The sequence below is a fragment of the Desulfosarcina sp. genome (genome assembly GCF_033791525.1).
In the GTDB taxonomy this organism is placed as follows: Bacteria; Desulfobacterota; Desulfobacteria; order Desulfobacterales; family Desulfosarcinaceae; genus Desulfosarcina.
Genome location: NZ_JASJGN010000084.1, coordinates 1 through 15,274, shown reverse-complemented (window position 1 = coordinate 15,274; position 15,274 = coordinate 1). Strand labels below are relative to the sequence as shown.

Annotated in this window: 13 protein-coding genes and 1 tRNA gene; 11 read left to right on the top strand and 3 right to left on the bottom strand. The window is 54.6% G+C overall.

From position 1 onward, the window contains the following. Nucleotides 1–44: 44 nt before the first annotated feature. From QNK41_RS04130 to lepA, 3 genes are all read right to left on the bottom strand, one after another. Nucleotides 45–120: transfer RNA gene (locus tag QNK41_RS04130), tRNA-Phe, on the bottom strand. 301 nt (nucleotides 121–421) lie between these two features. Further along, nucleotides 422–2,215, bottom strand: a complete 1,794-nt coding sequence (locus tag QNK41_RS04125; RefSeq protein ID WP_319254049.1) for an SLC13 family permease — start codon at nucleotides 2,213–2,215, stop codon at nucleotides 422–424. Nucleotides 2,216–3,009: 794 nt separating this feature from the next. Then, nucleotides 3,010–4,806, bottom strand: coding sequence for a translation elongation factor 4 (lepA, locus tag QNK41_RS04120; RefSeq protein ID WP_319254046.1), 1,797 nt, complete (start codon nucleotides 4,804–4,806; stop codon nucleotides 3,010–3,012). Between the two features lie 164 nt (nucleotides 4,807–4,970). On the opposite strand from lepA, the gene QNK41_RS04115 reads away from it, so the two are divergent. From QNK41_RS04115 to QNK41_RS04065, 11 genes are all read left to right on the top strand, one after another. Continuing rightward, on the top strand, nucleotides 4,971–5,885 hold the full coding sequence (locus tag QNK41_RS04115) for a diguanylate cyclase (RefSeq protein WP_319254044.1): 915 nt from the start codon (nucleotides 4,971–4,973) through the stop codon (nucleotides 5,883–5,885). 9 nt (nucleotides 5,886–5,894) lie between these two features. Then, entirely contained in the window at nucleotides 5,895–6,308 is a 414-nt protein-coding gene (locus QNK41_RS04110; RefSeq protein WP_319254042.1) for a GNAT family N-acetyltransferase, read from the top strand. After that, entirely contained in the window at nucleotides 6,305–7,225 is a 921-nt protein-coding gene (locus tag QNK41_RS04105) for a DUF2156 domain-containing protein (protein ID WP_319254039.1), read from the top strand. The genes QNK41_RS04110 and QNK41_RS04105 overlap by 4 nt, the downstream gene beginning before the upstream one ends. Before the next feature lie 4 nt (nucleotides 7,226–7,229). Next, nucleotides 7,230–7,763: a type 1 glutamine amidotransferase domain-containing protein gene (locus tag QNK41_RS04100; RefSeq protein WP_319254037.1), complete on the top strand. Its 534-nt coding sequence runs from the start codon at nucleotides 7,230–7,232 to the stop codon at nucleotides 7,761–7,763. Nucleotides 7,764–8,610: 847 nt separating this feature from the next. After that, nucleotides 8,611–9,387, top strand: coding sequence for an IclR family transcriptional regulator (locus QNK41_RS04095; RefSeq protein ID WP_319254035.1), 777 nt, complete (start codon nucleotides 8,611–8,613; stop codon nucleotides 9,385–9,387). 59 nt (nucleotides 9,388–9,446) lie between these two features. Then, nucleotides 9,447–10,295 carry a 3-methyl-2-oxobutanoate hydroxymethyltransferase gene (gene panB, locus QNK41_RS04090; RefSeq protein WP_319254033.1) on the top strand — a complete coding sequence of 283 codons (849 nt, stop codon included), beginning with the start codon at nucleotides 9,447–9,449 and terminating at the stop codon, nucleotides 10,293–10,295. Nucleotides 10,296–10,389: 94 nt separating this feature from the next. After that, on the top strand, nucleotides 10,390–11,340 hold the full coding sequence (locus QNK41_RS04085) for a hypothetical protein (protein WP_319254031.1): 951 nt from the start codon (nucleotides 10,390–10,392) through the stop codon (nucleotides 11,338–11,340). Nucleotides 11,341–11,508: 168 nt separating this feature from the next. Continuing rightward, nucleotides 11,509–12,747, top strand: a complete 1,239-nt coding sequence (locus tag QNK41_RS04080) for a Glu/Leu/Phe/Val dehydrogenase (RefSeq protein ID WP_319254029.1) — start codon at nucleotides 11,509–11,511, stop codon at nucleotides 12,745–12,747. Between the two features lie 45 nt (nucleotides 12,748–12,792). Then, the gene (locus QNK41_RS04075) at nucleotides 12,793–14,064 is read left to right on the top strand and encodes a M24 family metallopeptidase (protein ID WP_319254027.1); all 1,272 of its coding nucleotides are present in this window, start codon (nucleotides 12,793–12,795) and stop codon (nucleotides 14,062–14,064) included. An 8-nt stretch (nucleotides 14,065–14,072) separates the two neighbouring features. Then, complete coding sequence (locus QNK41_RS04070) at nucleotides 14,073–14,804, top strand: aspartate/glutamate racemase family protein (protein WP_319254025.1); 732 nt, start codon at nucleotides 14,073–14,075, stop codon at nucleotides 14,802–14,804. Nucleotides 14,805–14,842: 38 nt separating this feature from the next. After that, nucleotides 14,843–15,274 (top strand): amidohydrolase (locus QNK41_RS04065; RefSeq protein ID WP_319254023.1); only part of this gene is annotated, 432 nt, incomplete at its 3' end.

Sequence of the window (15,274 nt, the reverse complement as noted above, 5' to 3'; positions counted from 1 at the left end):
AATGTAAAAAGGGTTTCGCTATTTTGCTAAACCCTTAAGTTCTTTGGTGCCGCGTGACAGAATCGCACTGCCGACACGGGGATGTTCTGTCCCCGGCTCTACCGCCTGAGCTCCCGCGGCGGGGCTCCAGAAAAGGCAGGCTGCCTTTTCAAGAAAGTCCGCATATAAACCCTTTTCCAGAGGTAAGTCAAGGGCTTTTTATCCTAAGTGTTTACCTGCCAAGCATGAATTATCATGGGCATGGCCGTTCGTAACGCCTGAAAAAACGGTTCTCTAAAACCGATAGATCAATGGGGTAAGAATGATCGTCATGGCAGCCACGATGAGGGTGATGACCGTTCCGATTTTGACAAAGTCGGTGAATTGGTACTCGCCCGGTCCCCACACCATGAGTAGGGTTTGTCGCCCTTTTCCGAAGGCATTAAAACCCGTAAATTAGCGGTGTCAGAAAGATCGTTATAGCCGCCACGATAATCGTCAAGACTGAGCCAATCTTTACGAAATCCATGAAGTGGTACTCACCAACACCCCACACCATGAGGTTGGTCTGGTAGCCGGTGGGGGTAATGAAGGCACAGGAGGCTGATATCATCAGCGTGATGGCAAAAGGCATGAAACTCACCCCCAACTGATTGGCTGTGGACAAGGCGATGGGGAACATGAATGCTGCAGCCGCATTGTTGGTAATCACGTTGGTCATGAACGAGCAGCCGACGAATATTACCGCCAGGGCCAGGTGCGGGTTGTCGCCGCCTAGGGCGGTGAGCAGACCGGCAATCTGCTCGGCCAGTCCGCTGCGGGTAACCGCCGACTCGAGGCCGATGGCGCAGGCAATTACCACAAGGGTTCCCCAGTCGATGCTGCGCGCGGCCGTTCGCAGGCTCAGGCAGCCGGCGAAGATCATGGCCCCGCTGGCCAGCAGGCTGGCATTGAGCATGCTCATCCAGCCCATGGCCACCACACCGATCATTGCCAGGGTAATCAGACTGGCCTCCACCGCCCGGTCCGTTCGCTGGAGGTGAAAGCCTTCGAGGGCCTTGGTCAGCGCAAATTCGTGGTCGATCTGGCATTCATAGAAAAAATCGTCGTTGACTTCCAGGACTGCATTGTCGCCAGCTTCGATGACGACCTCCTCCAGGGGGCCGTCCAGGGGTTGGCTGTCCCGGGAAAGGGCCACGAACTTATACTGGCAGGCGTTGACATCCCGGGGGAGGTCGGGAATCTTTTTGCCCACCGCCGTGCTTTGCCGGGAGACCACGGCTTTTACCAGATGGTGGGTGTGCCGCTCGGTTTCCATGGGGTTCAGCGTGAGATGCGGTACCAATGCGTTGGTCTGCCACAGCTCAGTCATGGCGTTGACATCGGCTGAAAACGACAACAGATCACCCGCTTCCAGCTGCTCATGCATCAGGTCATTGGTCAGGATCTTTTCATTTCGGCGGACATAAAGCACCTGGACGCCGTCACCGCTGGCAATTCCCGTGTCCTCCAACGTGCGATCGACGATCCTCGACCCCTCACGGACCTCGAATTCCGCCGTGTACCGCCGCATGGCCGCATCGACCGGCTTGTCGTCTTTTTGCCCGGCCAGAAAAAAGCGCCCTACCAGAATCATGAAGGCGATGCCAACGACGGCAATGGGCACGCCCACCAATGCCGGATCGAACATCTTCAGGGCCCGGATGTCGGGCAGGGCGGGTCCGCCTTCGGCTATGGCATCAATAACCAGGCCGGCAATAACCAGGTTGGTGGACGTTCCGATGATCGTGCACATGCCTCCCAAAATCGAGGCAAAGCTCAACGGCAGGAACAACTGCTTCGCAGGTAGCTGGCTGGCGCGGGAAAGGTCCCGGATCACCGGTATCATCATGGCCACCAGGGGCGTGTTGTTGAGAAAGGCGCTGCCCAGGGCGATGGGGGGCAGTATCTTGACCTGGGCGCCGGCAATGGACTTGGGCATGCCAATGAGCCTGTCCATGATGATGGTGATGGCGCCGGTGGCGTACATGCCGGCCGCCACCATGAACAGGACGGCCACGGTGAGCATGCCCTGGTTGCTGAAGCCCTTCAACAACTCATGGGCAGGGGCCAGTTTCAGCGTCAAGGCGATGGTCAACGCCCCGACAAAGACCGCCGGTGCCGGAATCTTGGTTTTAACTAAAAGGACGAACAGCCCCAACAACAGGGAAAGTGTCAGGTAGGCGTCAATCGTCATTTCAGATCCCCCGCTATATCCTTAAACGCCGAATATCGGAAGACGGCGGTCCTTACAGCTGTTAAAGTCGATCACGGCAAAAAGCAGTGCCTGCACTACTCAGGCGTTAAATCCTAAACGCTAAGCCTATAGTATAATAGCTGATAAGCTGATAAGCGCGAAGGTCAAAGGTCAAAGCTGGAGGCTCAACGCTCAAAGGTCAAAGCCGAATTCAGAGACCAGAAAACGGAGACCAGAAAACGGAGACCAGCACCCCTGAACTCAGATTGCCGAAGATGAAAACTGACAAGCTGATGAGCTCGAAGCTCAATGCTTTACGGTCAAGGCCGAATCTGGAAGGCGGAAACATATAGACCAGCCGTCATCGATGCAAGTTTACAGAAACGCAGCATAGACTGACACTCTTCCGTCATCCGATCCCAGAATTTGGTATCCGCATGTTTTGCCAATGATCACCGAGGGCCTTGATATCTTGGCCGGTTTTTTTCAGAGGACCATCTATTCTTTGAGACGTTTTGACAAGGCCCGGTTCATACGGTTCGGTAAGAGAGTTGTGATCAAGGCCTGCGAGCCGTGGAAGCGAGTGGACACCCCGTTGCTTACGACGGGGTTAACGAGCAAACTTGAAATCGGTTGTCATCTATACGGCCAAGCGTTTCCAAGATTAGCCGCGAGGGATCTTCAATCCTGAGAATGCCGCCCAACGTGCATCGCAGGCAGTGTAACGTCCGTACCCTGCCGTGACGAGGGATGAAGCGTAACGCAGATATCGGAGTTTTACGGAACCGTCAACCTTAGTCCGTGTCGGTCTTAAGCACAGCCAGAAAGGCGGACTGGGGCAGCATCACCTGACCCACCATTTTCATCCGCTTCTTTCCTTTTTTCTGTTTTTCCAGCAACTTGCGTTTGCGGCTGATGTCCCCGCCGTAGCACTTGGCGGTTACATCTTTTCGAAACGCCGATACGGTGGAACGAGAGATGATGTTACCGCCGATGGCCCCCTGGATGGCGATCTTGAACATCTGGCGCGGGATCTCCTCTTTGAGCTTGTCGCAGGCGATTCGCCCCCGACTTACGGCGTTGTCCCGGTGGATCAGCATGGACAGGGCGTCCACCCGCTCTCCATTGATCAGAAAGTCCAGTTTCACCAGGTCGGTCCTGCGATACTCGATCAATTCGTAGTCGAAGGATCCATAGCCCTGGGTGATGGATTTGAGCCGGTCGTAAAAGTCGTAGATCACCTCCCCCAGGGGCAGTTCGAAGACCATCTCCAGGCGTTTGTTGGTCAGGTACTGGTAGTTCTTGTTGATGCCCCGGCGCTCCAGGCACAACTTCATCACGGCGCCCATGTAGCGGTCCGGGATGATGATGGCCGCCTTGATGTAAGGCTCCATGGCATACTCGATGTTGGTGGGGTCCGGGTAAAGGGCCGGGTTGTCGATGACCAGTTCCTCGCCGTCGTCCATCATCAGGCGGTAGCGAACCGACGGGGCGGTGAGGATCAGGGAAAGGTCGTACTCGCGTTCCAGGCGCTCCTGGACCACTTCCAGGTGCAACAATCCTAAAAAACCACAGCGAAAGCCGAATCCCAGTGCGGCGCTGCTGTCTTTTTCATAGATCAGCGAGGCGTCGTTGAGCTTGAGCTTTTCCATGGCCACGATCAGGTCTTCGTAGCCGTCGGATGCCACCGGGTAGATGGATGAAAAAACCACCGGCTTGGCCTCCTTGAACCCGGCGAGCGGTTTATCACAGGGCTGGCGGTGGTGGGTGACCGTGTCGCCGCAGCGGGTGTCGCTGACCGTTTTGATCGCGGCGATCATGTATCCCACCTCTCCGGCGCACAGTTCTTTTTTGGGTACCCGAACGATCTGAAATACACCCACCTCCTCCACCTTGTAGATGGCGTTGTTGGACATGAAGCGAATGCGATCCCCGGCACGGATGGTTCCCTCCTTGATACGGAAATGAACAATGGTGCCTCTGAACGGGTCGTAATGGGAATCGAAAATCAAGGCCTTCAGCGGTGCGTCGGCATCGCCTGTGGGCGGCGGCAGCTTCTGGACCACGGCTTCCATGATGGTGTCAATACCCACGCCTTCTTTGGCCGATGCCAGGATGGCCGTTTCCGGGTCCAGCCCCAGATCTTCTTCGATCTGATTCTTGACCCGGTCGATGTCTGCCGACGGCAGGTCGATCTTGTTGATCACCGGTATGATTTCCAGGTTGTGCTCCAGGGCCAGATAGAGGTTGGCCAGGGTCTGGGCCTCCACGCCCTGGCTGGCGTCGACCAGCAGGAGGGCCCCCTCGCAGGAAGCCAAGGCACGGGAGACTTCGTAGGTGAAGTCCACGTGACCCGGTGTGTCGATCAGATTCAGGTCGTAGTTCTTGCCATCCTTGGATTTATATGGCAGACACACGGTCTGGCTCTTGATGGTGATGCCCCGCTCACGCTCGATATCCATGGAGTCCAGAATCTGGTCCTTAAAATCCCGGTCCGCGATGATTTTGCTGGACTGGATCATCCGGTCGGACAGGGTGGACTTGCCATGGTCGATGTGAGCGATGATGCTGAAGTTGCGTATGTTTTTCATTTTATTACAGGTTCGATCGAAACAGGTACCATCTGTCGGTTGACACCGGATTTTAACATGGTTATAATTCTCTACTTTTACAAAATTTTTATTAATATCAGACCGTTTTCGGGCATGTCAACCGCTATCCGTAAGCGTTCTGTCGATAATGAAAAACGAGCTTCATGACACATCACATTCTTATTGTCGACGATGACCTTTCCATTCGGGATGCGATGCATGAATTTGTCGAACTTTCCGGGTACGAAGCGTCGGTTGCTTCCAGTGCCGAAGAGGCGTTGGAGGTGCTTTCGGGAAACGTCGTAGAAATCGTCATCACCGACATACTGCTGCCCGGCATGGATGGTCTGGCATTGACTGACCGGATCAAGCGGAACCATGACATCGATGTCATTGTCATGACCGGCTACAGCACGGAATACTCATACGAAGAGGCCATCAGCAAGGGTGCCAGTGATTTTGTCTTCAAGCCGGTGCGCTTCGAAGAACTGCTCTTGCGCCTCAAGCGGGTGCTCAATGAACGTCGCCTTAACCATGAGCGGATCCAAATGCTGGAGAAGTTGAGAAAACTCTCCATCACCGATGGCCTGACTCAGCTGTTCAACTCCCGGCATTTTTACAACCAGCTCAAAGGGGAGATCGAACGCTTTAACCGATACGGGTACAAGTTGAGCCTGCTTCTGCTGGATATCGATAATTTCAAGGACTTCAACGATACCTACGGCCATCTGGAAGGCGATAAAATTTTAGTACATCTCGGACGGGTCATCAAGTCCTGCCTCCGCAAGATGGACACCGCCTACCGATACGGCGGCGAAGAGTTTACCATCATCCTGCCGGGAACCCATGTCGAAGAAGCCAGGACGGTTGCCGAGCGTCTCAGGTCTGCCGTGGCTGCCGAAGATTTCTCCTGTGGAAAGGTTTCCGATTTGGAAATCACCATCAGCATCGGTGTGACGCAGTATCGGCAGGACGAAGAGATCTCCAGTTTTGTACAGCGGGCCGATCAGGCCATGTACCAATCCAAGCAGGCCGGCCGCAATCAGGTCTCCTGCTTCTTCGACCCTCCCGCCGGATGATCCTTGCTGATGATAGAATATTCGTTTCTTGAAACCCCGACCCGAATGGATATCGATCGATTGACCGAACTCTACCGGCAGGCCGGCTGGTGGACGGACGAGCCAGACAACCCGTCCCTCGTTGCCGGTATCGTTGCCGGCAGCCACTGCTTTCTGGTGGCCCGCCAGGCAAAGACCATTATCGCTATGGGCCGCGCCATCAGCGACCGGATCAGCGACGCTTACATTCAGGACGTGACCGTGGACCCGGCCTTCAGGAGGCAGGGCATCGGTTCCCGGATGGTGGCGGCGTTGGTGGCCCGTCTGGAAGCCGACGGCATCGGCTGGGTCGGACTCATTGCAGAAAGGAAGACGCATCCATTTTATCGACCCCTGGGGTTTTCGCCCATGGCCGATTCCGTGCCCATGCTCAAAACATCATGATTAAATTTAAACAACTGACACCACCTGACTATGCGACCTATCTCCCTTATTTCAAAAACCAGCGTTATTCCCTGTGCGCTTACTCCCTGTCCTCCATCATTGCCTGGAACAATGCCGAATACATTCCCTTGGGCGCTGAACATGACGGTGCGTTCGTCGTAGCGGCCGAATTCGAAACCGTCAAAAAGAACCGGCATCTGCTGCTGCCAATCTCGCCGGAACGGATGTTTACGCCCGAGGAACTGGTGACGGTGGCCGATCTTGCCGGGCACACGGAATACTGGTTCGTTCCCGAGATGTATGTGGACCATTTCGGCGAAAAGGCTGTCGGTCGCCACTTTACGATAAAGCACCAGGGCGCCTATGACGACTATGTCTACCGGGTCGACGACCTGGCCGGCCTCAAAGGAAACCGGTATTCCAAGAAGCGCAACCTCATCAACCAGTTCCAGCGTGATTATATGGACCCGGGAAAGGTGGTCATCGATTCCATCAACCGGAACAATGCCGAGGAATGTCTGCTATTTCTGGAAGCGTGGTGCCGGGAGCGCGACTGCGACGCCGACGACCAGGTGGATCTATCGTGCGAGAAGCAGGCGGCCATCAACACCCTGAATCACTTCGATGCGTTCGATCTGAAAGGAATCCTGCTGCGCATCGACGGTCAGGTGAGTGCATTCGGCATCTCCGCCCCCTTGACCCGTGACATGGCGACCTTACAGTATGAGAAGGCTTTCGGCAGCATCAAGGGGCTGTACCAGTATTTCGACAACGCCTGCGCCCGCATGCTTTTTAACGGTTATACCTACCTGAACAAAGAGAGCGATATGGGCATTCCCGGTCTGACCAAAGCCAAGAAATCGTATCATCCTTTCAAAATGGTACGGTCCGTCAAGTTGATCACGAATGCGAGGTGACACAATGCAACTCAAGGGGAAGAAAATTCTTATCCTGGTAGAGACCTTCTACAATGAATTCGAGTTCTGGTATCCCTACTACCGGCTCAAGGAGGCCGGGGTCCAGGTAACCGTGGTGGGGTCGGGCAGCGCCAACACTTATAAAAGCAAGGCCGGGCTTCCGGTAACCGTCGATACCACGGCGGAGAAGATCACTGTCGCCGATTATGACGGCGTGGTCATTCCCGGCGGGTATGCCCCGGACCACATGCGCCGGTACCCGGCCATGGTCGGCATGGTGAAAGGCTTTGCCGAGGCCGGCAAACTGGTGGCCGCAATCTGCCATGCCGGGTGGATGCTGGTGTCGGCAGACATCATCCGCGGCCGAACCGTCACGTCTTACTTTTCCATCAAGGACGATCTGGTCAACGCCGGGGGCAACTGGGTGGACAAGGAGGTGGTGGTGGACGGCAGCCTGGTCACCAGCCGCACACCCGACGATTTGCCGGCGTTTATGCGGGCGATCATCGGTGTGCTGGGTAACCCCAATGTTGCATAAAAATATTTGAAAAGTTAGCTAAACTACTGGAAACATAATTGATATAGTCAAGTTGCTATCATTCTCTGGATGTCACGAATGGTGAAGTCCAAGAATGTCACGGTTTTTCTCATTTTTTTACCGTTCAGGAAAGCTGGAGGACTTCAGATCCCCGCCTTCAACGGGATCTGCGACCCGCGTAGTCAAGGGCTCGCGGTAGCCGATTACAGCTTCACCCTTGACGCCTTGGCTCTGAAGCCCTCCAGCTTTTGCAACGTTGGGAGTAAGTCTGATGTCTGAGGACAGAAGACTGATTGCCTAATGATTTCTGAGATAGATCGAATTCCTCAATTTTGATTGGATTTAGTGTAGGCGACACGTATCTGCCGTTGAGATTGAATTCAACATCAAAAGGCCGACTACCATATCTTTTTAGTCGGCCTTTTTCTTCCAGCGTTTCGCTTTAATGGCAGTATTCTGAAATTGATGCGCTCTTCATATTTCATAATTGTATCCCATTCCAATCGTACTGATTAAAAAGTTTCAAAACGGAACCTCCCTTTCACAAAGAGCAAAACTTGAAATAAAGATTAATCACCAACGTACTTTCGGCATCATGGATCTGTTTTTCATAGACTTTTTTATATGCCGCCTCTAATCCCTATTTTTAAAGCTTTTCCTCGTAGCTTAGCCGCCTGAACCCAATCAAACATCGGCATCAACGTGTTTTGTAATACGCCTTGACAAGACATGTCCATATCCGTATGATGTCACACATTAAGAGACAGTGTCACGCATAGAGAGACATAGGTATGGCCAAAGGAGCCAAGGCGCATCAACTAATTCATTGCAATTGGAGAAGTGATTGATGCCGCCAAAAGGTGAAAAATACTATTTTGTCGCGTCGCTGGCTAAAGGATTGCGCGTTTTGGAACTCCTGGCCGCAAACGGCGACATGTCTGCTTCACGCATGGCTGGTCACTTGGATACCAGCAGGGCTGCCAGTCACCGGTTTTTAACTACCCTTCGTGATCTGGGTTATGTCGAGAAGACAGAAGAGGGACAATTTCGGTTGACATTCAAAGTTGTTGAACTCGGTATGAAAAAGCTTGACGGATTCAAGATCCGCCATAGCGTGCATCCCTTCTTGCAGGAAATGGCCCTTGCCTGTGGCGAAACTGTGAATTTCGGACATTGGGACGGGACGGCTATCGTCCACCTGGACAAGATCAACAGCACGGAAGTTTTAAGATTGGACGTAGGACTGGGAGCGCTGGCGCCTGCGTATTGCACCGGTCTGGGCAAAGCGGTACTGGCTTTTCTGCCAAGTCATGAGCTTGAGGACTACCTCGAGTCGGTCGAGTGGGTGGCGATGTCTCCGAAAACCATTACAACGCCGGAGAAGTTAAAAACCGAAATCCAGAAAATCAGGAAACGCGGCTATGCGATTGACAACGAAGAATTGAGCCTGGGGTTGCGCTGCGTTGGCGCACCGATTTTTGACCACCAGGGCCGGTCGACATACGCCATGAGCGTCTCCGGTCCCACCCAACGGATGACAAAAAAAAAGATCAATACCATTCAGGCAAAATTGCTGCCCTTGTGCAGTCGGATCTCACGGATGATCGGTGCGCCTGAAAAATGAAATCTTCCATTCAGCCAATATAAAACAAATCAAGCAAATCAAAAGGAGGAAAACCAACAATGAACAGAAAGAAGATGACCCGATTCGATCTATTGAAATTAAAGCAGGACGGTCAAAAGGCGGTTTGGATTACCGCATACGACTACTGGACAGCCTCTTTTGCGGAGCAGGCCGGAATGGACATGCTGCTGGTGGGCGATTCACTGGGAATGTGTATTTACGGTTACAGTGGCACGGTTCCGGTGACCATGGACCAGTGTATCTGGCACAGTGAAGCGGTGCGACGGGGCGCAGCCAATACGTTTATTATCGGTGACATGCCGTTCCTGTCCTATCAGGTCAGTGTGGAAGAAGCCGTGCGAAATGCCGGACGGTTTCACAAAGAGGCAGGCGTTGACGCCATCAAACTGGAAGGTGGCGTTCGCGTATGCCCCCAGATACAAGCTATTGCCGACGGAGGGATGCTGGTCATGGGACATATCGGGCTCACGCCTCAGAGTTCCGGCCAACAAGGCGGTTTTAAGGCACAGGGGCGAACAGCTGAGGCCGCCAAAGAAGTTATCGAGGATGCCCTGGCAATCGAGGCTGCCGGCGCCTTCGCGCTGCTGGTGGAGGCCGTACCGCCTGAAGTCTGCGGAATTATCCGTGAAAAGCTTAGCATTCCTGTATACAGCATCGGCGCCGGCTGGGAAGCCGATGGACAACTTATGATCTGCAGCGATGTGTTGGGTATTTTTCAGGCCTTTACGCCCAAATTCGTTAAGAAATATGAAAACCTGGGAGAGAAAACGGTTACCGCATTCAAACAATACGCTCAGGAGGCCCGCAACGGGCAGTTCCCCAAGGAAGAACATGCCTACAAAATGGTTGATGGAGAACTGCCCAAGCTCAAGAAGTTGATCGACTGATCGATTTCGCCTGTCTGGTTTCAAAGGCACAACAACGTCTGGCCTGCCGGGCCAGAATAATTTACACAACAAGTTACATTCAATGGAGGCAAACATGTCTGACGTATTGAAAACAATTCGTGATTTTATGGAAAAAGAAGGTATTCCCGGCCGAGACGGCTATGATTTAGCTGACTCGACCAAGTCCTTTCCGGATGGTGCCCACTGGCGGATCGAGATCGCCGGCGTCGAACGGGCCACAACCATGGAAGCCATGATCGACGAGGCCAAAAAACGCAATGTCACCGTTCACCGCGCCATCGCCACCGTGGGCGGCTCAACCTACTGCGATTTCGAAGAACTTAAAGCCATGGCTCAGATGGCCTATGACGAGAAGATCGAATTGGTCATGGTGGTCGGCCATCGAAAAGGCTGGGATGCGGGCTCCAAAGAAGCCGCGACCCACGAAGGGATGATGCAGGGATTTCGCCTGAGGGGTTCGGACAACATCTCCTACCACATCGCCGACATCATGAGAAATATCGAAGCCGGTGTGCGCGGCTTCCTCGTTTATGACGAAGGCGTGTTGTTAATTCTCAACAAGATGCGTGCAGAAGGGGTTATTCCGACTGAAACCATCTTTAAATTTTCCGTATTCGGCGGGTACTGCAGTGCGGCCGGTGCTAAGGTGGTCGAGTCCATGGGGGTCAATTCCTTCAACCCGCTTTCCGACGTTTCGCTGCCGATCCTGTCGTCCATCCGCAAGACCGTGGACATCCCCCTTGACGTCTACGTGATCATCGTGGATGCTTTCGGCGGCATGTACCGGGCCTACGAGGCGCCGGAGATTGCCCGTGTAGCGGCACCGGTCTATTTTAAAATCGAACCGGGCACGAGTGAAGGCGACATCTACAAGCCCTGGGTCTCCGAGTCTTTCCATCGGGATCTGGTGCGTGAAAAAGTCAAAATGGCCCAGGTGATTCAGGAACTAATGGGCCGTCACGCTCCACAGTTAAAATTTTCGGGAAAAGGTCCGGCCGACCTGATTCTGCCAGTGGTTGGTTAATTGCTTCGTTTCCTCTTACCATTCGGATCGAAACAAGCGAAGGGAAAAACGATCAGGACAATTCAAGTGATAGCCTTTAACTTGCATTGCTGGATCTTTGATAACTAATTGCCTGGGACCGGTTGTCGGTCCCCGCGTAGAATCAATAAGAAATTTAAGGTGACCAAGATGGATAATGTTTTTCAGGTAGCGATCAACACGCTCAATCGAGCTGGAAAAATAGGTCAGATCGACGAGAGGGTGATGCAGATTCTTCAGGTGCCCAAACGGATTCAACAGTTTCATATACCCCTGAAGCTCGATAGCGGTGCTTTCAAGGTCTTCCCCGCTTATCGCGTTCACTACTGCGACGCCCTGGGGCCGTGCCGCAACGGCACGCGCATCCGTCCCAACCTTACCTTGGACGAAATCAAGGCGCTGGGTTTGTTCATGACCATCAAACACTGCGCTGCGGCCATTCCTGCAGGTGGCGCCAAGGGCGGCATCAAGGCCGATCCGGCCGAATTGACCCAAAACGACATGGAGCGGCTGGTGCGCGCTTTTGTACGCGCACTCTCCCCTAAGGGCCCCTGGGCCGACGTTCCCGGCGCGGACATCGGCACCGGCGAGCAGGCCATGGCCTGGATGTTGGACGAATATGAGCAGATTACCGGCAACCATTGCCCGGCGGCCATCAATGACAAGCCGCCCATTTTGGGTGGTTCGGTAGGCGGTGAAGCGGCCACCGGTCGTGGCGTATTTATTACCTTGAAGGCTGCGGCCGAAGATCTCCAAATGGTCATCTCCAAGAGCAGCGCCGTGGTTCAGGGCTTCGGTCAGGTCGGAACGGCGCTGGCAGAGTTGCTCGATGCTGAAGGGGCCAAGATCGTAGCCGTAAGCGATGTGTTCGGCGGCATCTTCAATGCCGATGGCATCGACATTCCGGCGCTCAAAACCCATGTGGCCGAAACCGGTAAAGTGGTTGGTTTTCACGGCACCGAGCCCGTTACAAATGAAGAACTGTTCGCGCTCGACTGCGACATTATCGTTCCGGCCGCCGTGCAGAGTGTCATCCACAAAGACAATGCAGCGGATGTCAAGGCCAAGTTGATCGTGGAAGGGGCTAATGGCCCAGTGACCACCGAGGCAGACGAGATTCTTGCCGAAAAGGGGGTTACGATTGTGCCCGATGTGGTGGCCAACAGTGGTGGTGCCACTGTCTGTCACTTCGAGCGCACACAGGGACTTTCCGACCAGTACTGGGACCTTCCAACCGTCAACACCATGCTGGAAAAACGGATTTTGGCGGCTTATCGTGACGCGGCTGAAACGGCCCGGGTCTACGAGGGCGCTACGTTACGGATCGGTACTTGGATCAGCGCGCTGAAGAAAATTGAAAAAGCGATGAAACTGAGAGGTTGGGTGTGATTGAACCCTCCCCGCGGTTTGCCGCGGGGAGGGTTCACCGTAAGGATGAAAATCGATTTGCTGTTCGCTCGCTATCCCCGCCGCAAGCAGCGGGGAATGCGCTCGCTATCGCGGTTCAACCGTCGATCCAATGGAGGAGCTATGACCCTGTTTAAAAAAAGCGAATACCTCGAACGCCTTGGCAAGACCAAGACGCGGATGGCAGATGCCGGAATAGAAGTGCTGGTCACCTCGGATCCAGCCAACATGAACTACCTGACCGGATATGACGGATGGTCGTTTTATGTACCCCAGTGTGTCGTGGTCAGCCTGGATGCGGATACCCCTCTGTGGATCGGGCGGCGAATGGATGTGGCCGGTGCACGGCATACCACCTTTTTGCCCTCAACCGATATCGTCGGATATCCGGAAAACTATATTCAGACCCTGCAGCGACATCCCATGAATTTCGTGGGGGATGTGATTGCCGAGCGCGGCTGGGGAGCAAAAACCGTTGGCGTGGAGATGGATGCCTATTATTTCACCGCCCGCGCCTACGCCGAGTTGCAGAAAAGCCTGCCCGATGGGCGCTTTGCCAATGCCGACCTGCTGGTGAACTGGATTCGCCTGGTCAAATCGGATGCTGAGATTTCTATCATGCGTGAGGCTGGCCAAATCGCCAACCGGGTGATGACTACCGCCATCGATCAGCTCGAGCCGGGCGTGCGCGAGTGCGATGCCGTTGCTGCTGTCTACCAGGCCCAGATGTCGGGCACTCCGGAGTTCGGCGGGGACTACCCGGCAATCGTGCCAATGATGCCCACCGGTGAGAAGACATCGGCGCCCCATCTGACCTGGACCGATTCGCCCTATGAGAATGAGCAGATGGTCAATCTCGAGCTGGCCGCCTGTCGTCACCGATACCACTGCCCCATTGCCCGAACGGCATATCTGGGTAAGAACCCGCCGGCCAAGCTGGTGGAACTGGCCGAACACACCGTGGAAGGCCTCAATCTCACTCTGGCGGCTATCAAACCAGGCATGCGTGCCGAAGCGGTGGAGCTGGTCTGGCGCAAGCACATCGCCAAGGTCGGGTTGGAGAAGGAATCACGAATCGGCTACGCCATGGGGCTGAATTACCCGCCGGACTGGGGCGAACATACTGCCAGCTTGCGCCCCGGCGATCAGACCATTCTCGAACCCAACATGACCTTTCACATGATTCTGGGTATGTGGATGGACGATTACGGCTTTGAGTGCAGCGAATCGTTCCGCGTCAGCGAAGACGGCTGCGAGACGTTTTCCGACGTGCCCCGCAAACTGTTCGTCAAGGGATAGGCAATCGCATGATCTATCACGCCCGAAAAGGACAAGTCAGCAGCGGGGAGGCCATCGGCATTCTTCTTCTGGACACCTCTGTGCCCTTCATCCCCGGAGATGTGGCCAATGCCACCACCTATGACTTTCCCGTCCGTTTCCGTAAAGTCGAGGGGTTCACGGTGGCGCGGGCCATCGGAAAGGACCCCACGATTTACGGCGCGCTGAAAACCGCAGCCCAAGAGTTGGTGGACCAGGGGGTGCGGGCCGTGACCGGCGACTGCGGGTTCATGGCTCTTCACCAGAAGCGCCTGGCCCGTGACCTCGAAGTCCCGGTGTTTTTGTCCAGCCTGCTGCAGATTCCGTTCATGCTTTCCATCTTGGGTGAGGGGAGCAAGGTTGGCGTTCTCACGGCCGACGGCAGCAGCCTGGACGAAACCCTGCTGGCCGCCGTGGGGGTGACCGATGCCGATCGGCTCGTGATCGAGGGGCTGGAACAGCGGCCACACTTCCACCAGTTTGCGATCCAGGAGACCGGTACGCTTGACCTGCAAAAAGTGACTGCCGAGGTGGTGGAGGCAGGCCGAGATCTCCTGCGGCGGGACAATGCGGTCAAAGTCCTGCTTCTGGAGTGCAGCCTGCTGCCACCATACGCCGCAGCGCTGCAGGCAGCCGTTCAAGTGCCGGTGTTCGATTATATCACCATGATTAACTTCGTTTTTTCGGCAGTGGTCAAACAACCTTACGAGGGCTTCATATAAAATAACCATACGATTCGTTATCAAGAGGCCAACGAGACATGGACACTCAGATATCTGAACAGATCGAAACGTACCGCGATGAACTGGTCGCTCTCCGGCGGGATTTCCACAAGCATCCCGAGCTTGGCTTTGAAGAGTATCGCACCGCAAAAGTGATTGAATCTTACCTTCAGGACCTGGGTCTGACCACCCAACGCATGGCCAAAACCGGGGTAGTTGCACTCCTGGAAGGATCCCGCCCCGGTCCCGTTCTGATGCTGCGGGCGGATATGGACGCCTTGCCGCTCAGCGAAGAGAATGAATTTGAATACAAGTCCCAAAACCCGGGCGTTATGCATGCCTGTGGCCACGACGCACACATGGCCATTCTGTTGGTGGCGGCCAAGGTCCTGATGCAGAATAAACACGCCGTTGCGGGAACGATCAAATTCGTTTTCCAGCCCGATGAAGAGATCGCCGGTGCCCGGGCC

Bases quoted from the DNA above. Each gene is read 5' to 3' on its own strand.
- QNK41_RS04115 (WP_319254044.1), top strand. From the start codon at position 4,971: ATGACACATCACATTCTTATTGTCGACGATGACCTTTCCATTCGGGAT.
- QNK41_RS04100 (WP_319254037.1), top strand. From the start codon at position 7,230: ATGCAACTCAAGGGGAAGAAAATTCTTATCCTGGTAGAGACCTTCTAC.
- QNK41_RS04070 (WP_319254025.1), top strand. From the start codon at position 14,073: ATGATCTATCACGCCCGAAAAGGACAAGTCAGCAGCGGGGAGGCCATC.
- QNK41_RS04075 (WP_319254027.1), top strand. From the start codon at position 12,793: ATGAAAATCGATTTGCTGTTCGCTCGCTATCCCCGCCGCAAGCAGCGG.
- panB (WP_319254033.1), top strand. From the start codon at position 9,447: ATGAACAGAAAGAAGATGACCCGATTCGATCTATTGAAATTAAAGCAG.
- QNK41_RS04085 (WP_319254031.1), top strand. From the start codon at position 10,390: ATGTCTGACGTATTGAAAACAATTCGTGATTTTATGGAAAAAGAAGGT.
- QNK41_RS04110 (WP_319254042.1), top strand. From the start codon at position 5,895: ATGATAGAATATTCGTTTCTTGAAACCCCGACCCGAATGGATATCGAT.
- QNK41_RS04080 (WP_319254029.1), top strand. From the start codon at position 11,509: ATGGATAATGTTTTTCAGGTAGCGATCAACACGCTCAATCGAGCTGGA.
- QNK41_RS04125 (WP_319254049.1), bottom strand. From the start codon at position 2,215: ATGACGATTGACGCCTACCTGACACTTTCCCTGTTGTTGGGGCTGTTC.
- lepA (WP_319254046.1), bottom strand. From the start codon at position 4,806: ATGAAAAACATACGCAACTTCAGCATCATCGCTCACATCGACCATGGC.
- QNK41_RS04095 (WP_319254035.1), top strand. From the start codon at position 8,611: ATGCCGCCAAAAGGTGAAAAATACTATTTTGTCGCGTCGCTGGCTAAA.
- QNK41_RS04105 (WP_319254039.1), top strand. From the start codon at position 6,305: ATGATTAAATTTAAACAACTGACACCACCTGACTATGCGACCTATCTC.